At 31.5% G+C, this 12188-nt stretch carries 9 protein-coding genes; 4 read left to right on the forward strand and 5 right to left on the reverse strand.

Going from position 1 to position 12188, the window contains the following annotated elements:
- Nucleotides 1-347 precede the first annotated feature (347 nt).
- The 3 genes from GRQ01_RS06050 to pyrG form a co-directional block, all read right to left on the reverse strand.
- Nucleotides 348-1394, reverse strand: a complete 1047-nt coding sequence (locus tag GRQ01_RS06050; RefSeq protein WP_158334893.1) for a type II asparaginase — start codon at nucleotides 1392-1394, stop codon at nucleotides 348-350.
- Between the two features lie 67 nt (nucleotides 1395-1461).
- The gene (gene recJ / locus GRQ01_RS06055; protein WP_158334894.1) at nucleotides 1462-3033 is read right to left on the reverse strand and encodes a single-stranded-DNA-specific exonuclease RecJ; all 1572 of its coding nucleotides are present in this window, start codon (nucleotides 3031-3033) and stop codon (nucleotides 1462-1464) included.
- Complete coding sequence (pyrG, locus tag GRQ01_RS06060; protein ID WP_158334895.1) at nucleotides 3020-4651, reverse strand: CTP synthase; 1632 nt, start codon at nucleotides 4649-4651, stop codon at nucleotides 3020-3022. The genes recJ and pyrG overlap by 14 nt, the downstream gene beginning before the upstream one ends.
- Before the next feature lie 118 nt (nucleotides 4652-4769).
- Here pyrG and thyX point away from each other — a divergent pair, with 118 nt between their 5' ends.
- Together thyX and GRQ01_RS06070 are read left to right on the forward strand one after the other, a co-directional pair.
- Complete coding sequence (gene thyX / locus GRQ01_RS06065) at nucleotides 4770-5387, forward strand: FAD-dependent thymidylate synthase (RefSeq protein WP_158334896.1); 618 nt, start codon at nucleotides 4770-4772, stop codon at nucleotides 5385-5387.
- Between the two features lie 118 nt (nucleotides 5388-5505).
- Nucleotides 5506-6891 (forward strand): cation:dicarboxylate symporter family transporter, encoded by a 1386-nt coding sequence (locus GRQ01_RS06070; protein WP_158334897.1) that lies wholly within the window; start codon nucleotides 5506-5508, stop codon nucleotides 6889-6891.
- Nucleotides 6892-6933: 42 nt separating this feature from the next.
- Here GRQ01_RS06070 and GRQ01_RS06075 read toward each other — a convergent pair whose 3' ends face one another.
- Both GRQ01_RS06075 and purB read right to left on the reverse strand, forming a co-directional pair.
- Entirely contained in the window at nucleotides 6934-9303 is a 2370-nt protein-coding gene (locus GRQ01_RS06075) for a ribonucleoside-diphosphate reductase subunit alpha (RefSeq protein WP_158334898.1), read from the reverse strand.
- Between the two features lie 15 nt (nucleotides 9304-9318).
- Nucleotides 9319-10647: an adenylosuccinate lyase gene (gene purB, locus GRQ01_RS06080; protein WP_158334899.1), complete on the reverse strand. Its 1329-nt coding sequence runs from the start codon at nucleotides 10645-10647 to the stop codon at nucleotides 9319-9321.
- Between the two features lie 74 nt (nucleotides 10648-10721).
- Between purB and GRQ01_RS06085 the strand changes: the two genes are divergently transcribed.
- Nucleotides 10722-11627, forward strand: coding sequence for an RluA family pseudouridine synthase (locus GRQ01_RS06085; RefSeq protein WP_158334900.1), 906 nt, complete (start codon nucleotides 10722-10724; stop codon nucleotides 11625-11627).
- A 385-nt stretch (nucleotides 11628-12012) separates the two neighbouring features.
- Nucleotides 12013-12180: a disulfide bond formation protein Dba gene (gene dba / locus GRQ01_RS06090; protein WP_126229066.1), complete on the forward strand. Its 168-nt coding sequence runs from the start codon at nucleotides 12013-12015 to the stop codon at nucleotides 12178-12180.
- The last annotated feature ends 8 nt before the right edge of the window (nucleotides 12181-12188 follow it).

Consider the following 12188-nt stretch of genomic DNA (forward strand, 5'->3'; position numbering starts at 1 on the left):
AGATTTCAAAGATTGACTTTAAGATTTAAAATAACAATACTAAATTATAAAGAACGAAAACAAAAAATTGTTTTTATTAAATTTGCAAAAAATCATTATTTAAAAGAAAAGTTTAAATTAAAAAACAAGATTTATAACAAGCTTTTAGCTTTTAAATTAATTTTAAGCTAAAAAGCCAAGTTTATAAAATCTACTAGACTGGTGAAACTTTATAATTTAAAAGATTTTAAGTCCTTTTTTAGAAAAAGGAAATGAAAGTATAACTAATTAAACTTAAATGGGGATTAAAGTGGGGGATTTTTTAATTTCTCTCATACTTGATCTATAGATTTTAATGCTAAAAAATATTAATATTTTAGAAAATATTCTTGAATTTTTTTAGGATCTTTAGTTTTTGTAAGCGCTAACATCAACAATACCCTAGCTTTTTGCGGATTTAAATCTTCAGCACTAATAAAGCCTAATTTTTGATCTGCTTCACTTATAGCAACGCGTCCTGCCATAACTCTTGAGCTTACTACTACATCTAGTCCTTTTTGCATAAGTTCTTTTAAAACATTTTTTTGATCTTGATGTATGCTTCCTGCACCGCTTCCTGCGACAACTATGCCTTTAGTTCCATTTTCAAATAAAGCTTTTGCTGCAATGCCACTGCCATCGTTAGAATAAGTATATAGTATGTCTACTTTTGGCAAATTTGTAAGTTTTGTCACATCAAAAGGAACATTTTTTGTATGTGTTTTAATAATCTTATTATAGAAAAATACTTTTCCATCCACAATATAACCTAAATCTCCAAAATCAGGAGAAGAAAAAGCATCAACATTTAAACTATGAGTTTTCACTACACCCCTAGCACTTAAAATTTTATCGTTCATCGCTACCATAACGCCTTTAGCTTTAGCTTCTTTACTCGCAGCTAATGCTACAGCATTATAAAGATTTTTTGGACCATCAGCGCTTATAGCACTTGAAGGACGCATAGCACCTACTAAAACAACAGGCTTATCACTTTTAATGGTTAGATTTAAAAAATAAGCAGTTTCTTCCATAGTATCTGTTCCATGAGTGATAACTACTGCATCTATTCCATTAGCAAAAAGTCTATTGATTTCTTTAGCAAGTTTTAACCAAATTTCATCATTCATGTTTGAACTATCGATATTGGCAATTTGTTCTCCAGTAATATTTGCCAAATCTTGGATTTGTGGAACTGCTTTTATTAAAGCTTCTACACCAACAACCCCCGCTTGATAACCCGTTGTAGCAAGGGCACTGTCAATAGAACCTGCTATAGTTCCTCCTGTTGCTAAAATAGCAATTTTTGGTTTAGCTTGCACCATACATGCTCCTATAGATAAAAATGCAAATATACATAATAATAACTTTCTCATGATCCCTCTTATATTGAATTGAGTTTCATAATGAAACTTATATATTATATAAATAAATAATAAATATTTATAAAATCTCTTTAATGATAAACTGTGGAGTTAACAATCCTCTAAATTCATTTTTAGAAATGCTTCCAAGTAGATTGATATTTTCGTTTAATTGCGGTTCTTTATCAAAATTAAAAAATAAAGCTTCTATAGTTTTATTATCTTTAATGAGTATAAGCTTTAAATGTTTTTCATCCTTGCCTAAAAGCTTTTTATTTTTAACACAAAGATCTTCTAAAACAAAAAAAGGGCGTGGATTTTTATGCCCAAAAGGTTCGAAAGATTCCAAAATTTCAAGCATTTCAAAATCAATTTCACTAGGTTCTAAAATACCTAAAATTTCATCTGTATCCAAAAATTCACTTTGAGAAATCTGAGAACATTCTTGCTTGATTTTATCTTTAAACTGTTCAAAATTTTCAAGTTTTAAACTGATTCCAGCAGCACCTTTATGACCCCCATAATTACCCAATAAAGAATTTGCCTTAGAAATTAAAGCTAAAATATCTATTTTGCCTACACTTCTAGCACTACCTTTTAAATGATCTTCATTTTGGGAAAATACAAAACTAGGCTTATTAAAATGTTTTGCTAAGCGACTTGCCACTATCCCTAAAACTCCTTCATGCCAATTTAATCCAGATACTATAACACAAGAATCTTTTTCATCGATTTGGCTTAAACTGTATTCAAAAAGTTGTTTTTCTTCATCCTTTCTGTTTTCGTTAAAACTGACAATTTGTTCTAAATATTCTAAAGCTTTATTAAAATCTTTAGCATGCAAAAACTCATAAGAAACACTCGCATCATGCATTCTACCAGCACTGTTAATAAGAGGAGCAATTAAAAAACCTATATTATCAAGTGCGAATTTATCTTTTTGATAATAATGCTTAATAGCCTTAAAAGCAGCTCGTTTGGATTTATTAATACATTCTATTCCACGCCTTACTAAAGCACGGTTTAAATCTCTAAGCTCCATCATATCAGCCACAATAGCAATGGCTAATAGTTCTAAAAATTTACTCATATCGTATTTTAATTTGCAAACTTCTTTTAAAGCTGCAAGCAAATACCAAGCTACTTGTGCTCCACAAATTTCAATTTCTGGAAAATCACAATCTTTTTGCTTAGGATTAACAATAGCAAAAGCATTAGGTAAAATATCCTGGGGTGTATGATGATCTGTAATGATTAAATCAATGCCTTTTTCTTTGCAAAGTTTAGCAGCTTCAACCGCTACTATGCCATTATCCACTGTAATGATTAAATCCACATCAAGCTCATTAATAATCTCTGTATTTAAGCCGTAGCCATCTTTAAAACGATTGGGAATTTTTACTATATAGTCAAAACCAATATCATCAAAAAATTCTGCCATAATTACACAAGAAACAATACCATCAACATCATAATCACCTACTATGGCAAGCTTTTGATTTTTTTCTATAGCCTCTTTAATACGATTTGCTGCCTTATAAGCATCTTTTAAACAACACGGCAAAGGCAAATCACAAAGCTTTGTATGCAAATCTTTCTCAAAACGTAAAGCTAAAATTCTCTTAATTTCATTTTTATCAACTTTTTTCATATCCGCACGCTGCCTTTATAAAATCGCAAATTACAGGATTTACACATTCAAGACGGGAAGTAAACTCAGGATGAAATTGAACGGCTAGAAAAAATGGATGAGTATGTAACTCAATGGCTTCTATAAGTCCTTGCGACTCTCCTGAAACAATCAATCCTTTATCTTCAAAGTCTTTTCTGTATTTTGGATTTGCTTCATAGCGATGACGATGTCTTTCTTTAACACTTTTTGCACCCTTATAAACCCTGGCTAAAAGCGAATTTTCTTTAATATCGCATTGATATGATCCTAAACGCATAGTGCCTCCAAGTGGGGTTTTTGCGGTGCGAATTTGCTTTTGGCCATTAGTATCCATAAATTCATCGATTAAATAAACCACAGGGTTTTTGCACTTATTATCAAATTCAGTTGAGTTAGCATCTTCTAATTTTAATACATTTCTAGCAAATTCTATTAAAGCTAGCTGCATACCTAAACAAATTCCTAAAAAAGGAATTTTATTTTCTCTTGCATAATTAATGGCTTTAATTTTACCTTCTACACCACGATGTCCAAAGCCTCCTGCAACCAAAATTCCACTCACGTCCTTAAATACCTCATCGCTTTGCATATCTTCAAGTTTTTGACTGTCTATCCATTTAAGCTCTATTTTGGTATCTAGCACCGCACCTGCGTGGATGATAGCTTCTGTAAGGCTTTTATAGCTTTCTTTTAAATCCACATACTTACCCACAAAAGCGATTTTTACTTCATTGCTTGGATCAATTACTCTTTTTACCAAACTATTCCAATTTTCCATATTTGGTTTTAAATTTTTTAAATCTAAAATTTCAGCAATAGGATTTAAAATATCTTGTTTTAATAAATTAAGTGGGATTTGATAAATACTTTGTGCATCAATACTTTCTATAACGCAATTTTTCTCTACTCCACAAGAAACTGATATTTTATCTTTTAACTCTCTATCTAAGGCCTTTTCACTACGACAAATTATCATATCAGGACTAATCCCTATGCGTCTTAATTCTCCTACACTGTGCTGAGTTGGTTTAGTTTTTAACTCTCCTGCAGCTTTAATAAAAGGCACTAGAGTTAAATGGATATTCATAGCATTGTTTTTACCTACTTCCAAACGCAAAGCACGTATAGCTTCTAAAAATGGTAAACCTTCTATATCTCCAACTGTTCCACCTATTTCTACAATCAAAACATCCTGACCCTCTCCTGCTTTTTGAATGCGATCTTTTATCTCACCTACAATATGAGGAATCACTTGTATGGTTTTTCCCAGATATTCTCCACGCCTTTCTTTTTCAATAACACTTTGATAAACACGTCCTGTGGTAAAGTTATTATCTTGAGACAAACTTTCATCCAAGAAACGCTCATAATGACCCAAATCAAGATCTGTTTCAGCACCATCATCAGTAACAAAAACCTCTCCATGTTCAAAAGGACTCATAGTACCAGGATCAACATTAATATAAGGATCTGCTTTTAAAATGCTTACTTTAACCCCTGAGTTTTTCAAAAGCGCTGCAATCGAAGCAGCCGCTATGCCTTTACCCAAAGAACTCAAAACCCCGCCTGTTACAAATATATATTTTGTTCGTTTCATTTAATAATAAGCCTTATTTTTTCTAAATTATAACTCAACAAAACTTTTTATTTCATTAGAATTTTAAGTAAAAAAATGCAATAATTATAAAAATATTTCATTAACATAAGGAATAACTATGCAAATCACTTTACTCTTTCACACTCCAATTTCGGTTTGCTCTCATGCTATAAGAACTTGTTGGCAAAGCTTTGATAAAGGCGATTGCGGTGGAGAAAAAGATAAAGAACTCATCGATCGCGTAGGGAACAAATTCAAACACGCTTCTACTCTAGAACACTTAAGCTATACCTTTTACATACAAGGCATTTCAAGAGCTTGTCTGCAAGAAGTTTCTAGACATCGCCACACAAGCCCTAGCGTAAAAAGCACGCGTTATACCTTAAAAGAATTGCGCAAAGAAAATGAATTTAAAACCGAAGACTTTGAAAATGCAAAACGCTATCTTGTTCTTTGCGGGAATAAAGAAGTAGACAATGCAAGCATTAAAGCTTTAGAAAATCTACGATCCATTTTGCAAAAAAATATAAGCTTAGATATAGCAAAATACTGTCTGCCTGAAAGCTATAAAACCGAACTCACCCTTACAATCAATGCAAGAAGTTTACAAAATTTTATTTCTTTACGCAGCTCAAAATCTGCCCTTTGGGAAATTAGAAAGTTGGCAAATGCTTTATTTGAAGCTTTGCCTCAAGATCATAAATTTATCTTTGAACACTGTTTACATATAGAATAAACATAGTTTTTCTGTCTTGATTAAATATTTTTATGCTATTATTTAAAAACCAAGCTTAAATACAAATATATTTTCATATATTTCGTGCTTGATTATAGTTTCTTACTAAGGACTTATTATGAATAAACAATTTTTTCAAGACTTTCTAATGCTATCGCAAATTCAAACTGCGATTATCTTATTTATACTTTTAGTTGTTTTTTATATGTTAAAAAAAATGCGAGATATTAAAATCAACTTTTCTTTTAGAATGCTTTTTGCTCTTTTCTTAGGTTTAGGTTTTGGTTTTGTTTTGCAATATCTTGCTAATTTTCCAGATAGCAAAGAAATTAACTCTATTGTTTGGTATAATGAAACAAAACATTGGTTGGGTTTTATAAGTTCTATTTTCGTTGGATTTATAAAAATGTTAATTGTTCCTCTTATTAGCGTATGTATTATTAAAGTACTTATAGAAATTGATAAAAATATCAAAATTTCTTCTTTGCTCAGCATTAGTTTATTTTGGATACTTTTAAGCACAACCATAGCAGCAAGTTTAGGTATATTCTTAGCATACAGTTTTCATTTAGGAAGCGATTTTGCCATGCTTAAAGGAAAAGCAAGCGAACGTGAAATTCAAACCTTTTCAAATATAATATTAGATTTAATACCTAGCAATATTGTCACAGCCATAAATCAAGAAAATATCATAGCCGTTGTTATTTTTTCTTTTTTTGTAGGAATTAGTGCTAAAAAAATTGCAAAAAAAGAAGAATATGAACAAGCTTTTAAAAGCTTTGAAAACTTCATTATGACTTTTTATAATATTATGATGAATATGACAGCCACAGTGATTAGATTTATGCCCTATGCTGTAGTATGTATGATGAGTAATGTAATATTAAGCAATGGCTTTGAGGCCATTAAAACAGCTGGGCTTTTTATCATGCTTATTTATATGGCTATGTTTATAATGTTTGGAGTACACTTTTTGCTTCTTGCTTCTCAAGGATTAAATCCTATAAAATACGCAAAAAAAGCCTTTCCTGTATGGCTGTTTGCATTTAGTTCAAGATCTTCTTTAAGTACCCTACCTATGACAACTTCAACTTTAGAAAATCAATTTGGAGTAAATTCAGCTGTTGCTAATTTTGTAGCTTCTATAGGCACAACAGTAGGACTTAATGGTTGTGCAGGATATTTTCCTGCTATGGCAGCAGTCTTTGTAGCCTTTGCTACACATACGCCCATAGATTTTAGCTTTGCTTTGATGATAGTTTTAATAGCTGTGATTGGATCTTTGGGTATTGCTGGAGTGCCTGGGAGTGCAACTATGGCTACTTCTATCATGCTAGCAGGAATTGGATTTGGCAATAATTTTGTTATGCTAAGTTTGATTTTAGCCATTGATCCTATTATCGATATGGCAAGAACAGCAAGCAATGTTTCAGGAAGCATGACTTCAGCACTTTGTAGTGCAAAAAATTTAAAAGCCTTAAATAAGAAAATTTATAATTCTTAAATCTAAAAAACCTAATGATTTTACATTAGGTTTTTAGCACGATTATTGACAACCTTCACATTCTACACTGCGGTCTGCGACATTAACCTTCTCACTATCAGGGCTTTCACTTCTTAAATAATAGGTTGATTTAACCCCAAGCTCCCAAGCAAGCTGGTAAATTTCATTTAAATATCCTCCACTTGCTTTATCAAGTGATAAAAAGATATTTAAACTTTGTCCTTGATCTATCCATTTTCCACGTACAGCTGCAGCTTTTACTAAAATTCTTTGATCAAGTTCATAAGCTGGGGTATAATACTGCCAAGTTTCAAGACTTAAATTAGGCACAACTACAGGAATCATTCCACTTAAATTTTGTTCAAACCATTTGCGTTTATAAACAGGTTCTATAGTCTGGGTAGTTCCAACCAAAATAGAAATAGAAGAAGTAGGTGCAATGGCCATTAAATAACCATTTCTCATACCGTCTTTTTTAACTTTTTCTCTAAGTTTAGCCCAATCACACTCGCTTTGATCAAACAAACCCTCTCTTAAAGTCAAGGCTTTAGCTTTAGGATTTGCCACATCAATAGGAAAAATTCCTTTACTCCAATTTGATCCTTGAAAATCCTCATAAGATCCTTTCTCAAGTGCTAAATTAGAACTCGCATTGATAGCCTCATAGCTAATTTGTTCCATAATTTCATCAATTTTATACAAGTGTTCATCACTTCCCCAATGAATTTTTGCTTCAGCTAACATTTGTGCTTCACCCATAACACCAAGTCCTATGGAACGCGATTTTAAATTCGTATCTTTGACCTTTCTGTGTGGGTAGAAATTCAAATCAATCACATTATCAAGCATACGAATAGCCGTTGGCACGACACGTTTTATATCTTCTTTTAAATACACCTTGCTAAGATTGATACTTGCAAGATTACAAACTGCAGTGCTTCCGTCGTTTTTGTATTTTTCCACTATATAAACTTTATTGCCATTAATGCTGTCTAAAGTGGAAATTTTTTTAGCTGGTTTTTCATAACCTCCATCAACTACTATTTTTTGCTCTTCATCAAAATGCATTTCATCGCCATTTTGAAAAACCACTTTAATTTGATAATAATTTGGCTGTGTATTTTGAAAAATTTCTGTGCATAAATTCGAACTCCTAATAATACCTGCATGGGCATTAGGATTTGCTCTATTAGCACTATCTTTAAAACACAAAAATGGTAAACCTGTTTCAAAATAATTAAGCAATATTTTTTTCCAAATTTCTTTAGCTTCTACGATTTCTTTGACAATGCTTTCATCTTTTTCATATTCTTCATAACGTTTTTCAAAGGCTTCACCATATAAATCACATAAATCAGCCGTATCTGCCGGATCAAAAAGAGTCCATTTATCATTTGATCTAACTCTTTTCATAAAAAGATCATTAACCCATAAAGCAGGAAAAAGTTCATGCGCACGGCGTCTTTCTTCCCCTGAATTTTTACGCAAATCAATAAAATCGCCTATATCCATATGCCAAGGCTCTATATAAACTGCAATGGCTCCTTTTCTAGTGCCAAGCTGATCTACAGCCACAGCAATATCATTAGTGATTTTTAAAAAAGGTATAATACCTCCAGCAGCATTTTTATGTCCATCTATACTCCCGCCCATTGCACGTACTTTAGACCAATCCCAGCCTATACCGCCACCAAATTTAGAAAGCAAAGCCATTTCTTGATAAGAATCAAAAATGCCTTCTATATTATCAGGAGTTGATCCTATATAACAAGAACTCAGCTGATGGCGTGTTGTTCTTGCATTAGACAAGGTTGGTGTTGCAAGCATGAGTTCGAATTTAGAAATAAGATCATAAAACTTCTTTGCCCATTCTTGAGGATTAAACTCATTTTGTGCTAAAAACATAGCAATAGCCATAAACATTTGTTGAGGAAGTTCTATAGGCATTCCTTTACTATCCTTAATCAAATATCGATCATATAGGGTTTTAATTCCTAGATAAGTAAATTGCATATCGCGTTCAGGTTTAATATAAGCATTTAAATCCTCTAAATCGTACTTGTCTTTAAGACCGAGTAAAATCCTGCCTTCTTTTTCACCTTTATCAAAATACTCACGCAAATGATTATAACGGTTTATGCCATTGACTTTTTTATACAAATCAAATAAAAAAAGTCTAGCCGCAACAAAAGTCCAATTAGGACAGTCAATGTCAATCTTATCAACTGCGGTCTTAATTAAAGTCTTTTGAATTTCTTCGGTTGAAATTCCATCACGGAATTGAATTTTTGCATCCAACTCAAGCTCGCTTAGACTGACTCCTTCTAAGTCTTTGACAGCATCAAAGGTACATTTTTTAATTTTAGAAATATCTAATTCTTCCGTGCGACCATTTCTTTTAATAACTTTCATTGACTTCCTTGCCTCTTATTGAAATACTCTTGCAAAAATTGCATCAATGTTTTTAGTAAAATAACTATAATCAAAACATCTTCTTATATCTTCTTCACTTAAACTCTTTCTTAATTCTTCATCATTTAAAAGAGCAAGTAAGAACAAACTTTCATCTTTTTCATTCATAGCAGCTTTGCCTTTTTGTAAATCTGCCCAAACTTTCATTGCATTCCTTTGGACTATCTTATAAGCATTTTCACGACTAATCCCTTTAAATGGAAGCTCTAAAAGCACTCTTTGAGAAAATACAAGCCCTCCAGTAAGATTTAAATTTTTCATCATATTTTGAGGATAAACCAAAAGCTTATCAATCAAATCAGTAAGACGGGTTAACATAAAATCAGCTGTGATAAAAGCATCTGGCAATATAAATCTTTCTACACTTGAATGGCTAATATCTCTTTCATGCCAAAGTGCTACATTTTCTAAAGCAGGAGTCACAAAAGATCTTAGCACGCGACACAACCCTGTAATATTTTCACTCAAAATAGGATTTCTTTTATGGGGCATAGCCGAACTTCCTTTTTGTCCCTCGCTAAAATACTCCTCTGCTTCATACACTTCTGTCCTTTGAAAATGCCTTATTGCCACAGCAATTTGTTCACAACTTGAAGCTAAAATAGCTATGGCAGAAATAACTTGTGCATAACGATCTCTTTGGATGATTTGATTTGAAATAGGAGCGAATTTAAGATTTAAATTTTTACAAACTTCTTCTTCAAATTCTAAAGGAGCATGGGCGAAATTCCCCATAGCACCACTAAGCTTTCCATATGCTATGAGTTCCTTTGCATGCATTAAAAGTTCCTTTGCATGTAAGATTTCATCATACCAAAGAGCTAAAACCAAACCAAAAGTGATAGGTTCTCCATGAATCCCATGACTTCGACCTACCATTAAAGTATTTTTATGCTCTAAAGCACGTTTTTTAATAGTTTCTAAAAGCAAAAAAAGATCTTCTAAAATTAAGTCCAAACTTTCTTTTATTTGCAAAGCTACAGCAGTATCGATACAATCAGAACTTGTCATAGCATAATGCACAAAACGACTTTCTTCACCTAAGTTTTCACTTAAATTTGTAAGAAAAGCAATAACGTCATGTTTGGTAGTTTTTTCTATTTCATGTATTCTTGATATATCAAATTTCGCATTTTTAAGAATTTTTTCACAATCTGCATCATTAATAAGACCTAATTTATTCCAAGCTTTTACAGCAGCTAATTCTACTTTTAGCCATGCATCGTATTTTGCTTGCATGTCCCATTTTTTAGCCATGATTTCTCTGCTATATCTTTGAACCATCTTTGAAGCCTTTTTAGCTATAATTTTAAATTAATGATTGAAATTCTATCCAAAAATTCTAAAAAGGAGTTAAAATGGCTTATATAAAAATAAAACTTTCAAATAATGAAAAAAAGGCATTTCAAGTCCTTATGGATGATTTAAAAATCACTATAAATGAAGCACAAAAACTCATAGACAAAAAAAGACTTTTTTGCAATGGGGAAGTAGTAAAAGAAAAAAATAAAATTTTAAAAGGTTTAGTAGAACTCATTGTTTATCAAAACAATCCTAAAGGAGTGAAAATTGTTTTTGAAAATGAAGATTTTGCCGTGCTTGAAAAAGAAAGTGGGGTTTTAACCCACCCTAATGGTAGGCATTGTAATTATAGTCTGAGTGATGAAATTGGACACCTTTGGGGAAGGCAAGCGTGCGTAGCACACCGGCTTGATAAAGAAACAAGCGGAGTTATACTCGTAGCAAAACACAAAAAAGCCCAAATTGAGCTTAAAGCCCTATTTGAAAAAAAACTCATACAAAAAGAATATTTAGCTTTAGTAAAAGGAGAAATTAAAGAAAATTTTAGAGTAGATAAGGCTATGGATTTAGTAAAAAATTATGATGATGTGAAAACTAGAATGCAAATTTGCGAACAAGGTAAAAAAGCTATCACAGATTTTGAAGTTTTAAAATATTTCCCTCTATTTAATACCACTCTTTTGCTTTGTAAGCCCCTCACAGGAAGACAACACCAAATCAGAGTGCATTTACACCACAAAAACCACCCCATTTTAGGCGATCCTCTCTATGGACTTTCAAAAGATCAAATCAAAAGCATACTCGATCAAACTCTAAGTCCAAATCAACGCCTAGAACTTACCAAGGCCAAGCGCTTATGCTTACACTCTTATAGCCTAAAATTCCAATACAAAGGCGAAAATTTCAATATCATTTCTAAAACAAATATAAAAAATGATTTCATTAAAGCATTAAAAAAATAAAATTCCTACAACAATACCTGCAAACAAGTCATATAATATACATCATAAAATTCTAATATCTAAAACTAATTGATCTTTTGTAAATTAAAATGTTTAAAATTAATAAAAGTTATATGAAAAAATAATTAAAGATAAAAAATAAAATAATCATTATTAAAAATTTATTATGACTTAAAAGAATAAATATACAAATATTGTCACTAAAAATAATAATACTTATCAAAATTTACGAAAAATAAGGCTTGTATTTTATAAAAAAATTAAGTAGCTTTCAGTAACCTTTTCCCTAAACAATATAAATTAATATAAAAATTATATAAAAAATTTATTTTCAATTTATATTTTTAAGGTAAAATTGAAAGTTTTTATTTCATAAGGAGATACTATGGAGTTTCTTGAGCTTTTATTAGTTTTAATCGCCTTGATATTAATTATCAAAAAACCAGAAAAAGAAAACCTCGCTTTTGGTTTGGTAATGATAGCTTGGCTTTTAATGGTTTTTTTCTATGTTGGCCACAAAACAGGCGCGCTTTTAACAATAATGAATCTGTAAGAAAGGGC

Origin of the sequence: Campylobacter bilis, assembly GCF_016806695.1 — a bacterium.
In the GTDB taxonomy this organism is placed as follows: domain Bacteria; phylum Campylobacterota; class Campylobacteria; order Campylobacterales; family Campylobacteraceae; genus Campylobacter_D; species Campylobacter_D bilis.

Excerpts from the sequence above, each read along its gene's own strand:
- recJ (WP_158334894.1), bottom strand. The coding sequence starts at position 3,033 with ATGAAAAAAGTTGATAAAAATGAAATTAAGAGAATTTTAGCTTTACGT.
- dba (WP_126229066.1), top strand. The coding sequence starts at position 12,013 with ATGGAGTTTCTTGAGCTTTTATTAGTTTTAATCGCCTTGATATTAATT.
- pyrG (WP_158334895.1), bottom strand. The coding sequence starts at position 4,651 with ATGAAACGAACAAAATATATATTTGTAACAGGCGGGGTTTTGAGTTCT.
- GRQ01_RS06050 (WP_158334893.1), bottom strand. The coding sequence starts at position 1,394 with ATGAGAAAGTTATTATTATGTATATTTGCATTTTTATCTATAGGAGCA.
- thyX (WP_158334896.1), top strand. The coding sequence starts at position 4,770 with ATGCAAATCACTTTACTCTTTCACACTCCAATTTCGGTTTGCTCTCAT.
- GRQ01_RS06070 (WP_158334897.1), top strand. The coding sequence starts at position 5,506 with ATGAATAAACAATTTTTTCAAGACTTTCTAATGCTATCGCAAATTCAA.
- GRQ01_RS06075 (WP_158334898.1), bottom strand. The coding sequence starts at position 9,303 with ATGAAAGTTATTAAAAGAAATGGTCGCACGGAAGAATTAGATATTTCT.
- GRQ01_RS06085 (WP_158334900.1), top strand. The coding sequence starts at position 10,722 with ATGGCTTATATAAAAATAAAACTTTCAAATAATGAAAAAAAGGCATTT.
- purB (WP_158334899.1), bottom strand. The coding sequence starts at position 10,647 with ATGGTTCAAAGATATAGCAGAGAAATCATGGCTAAAAAATGGGACATG.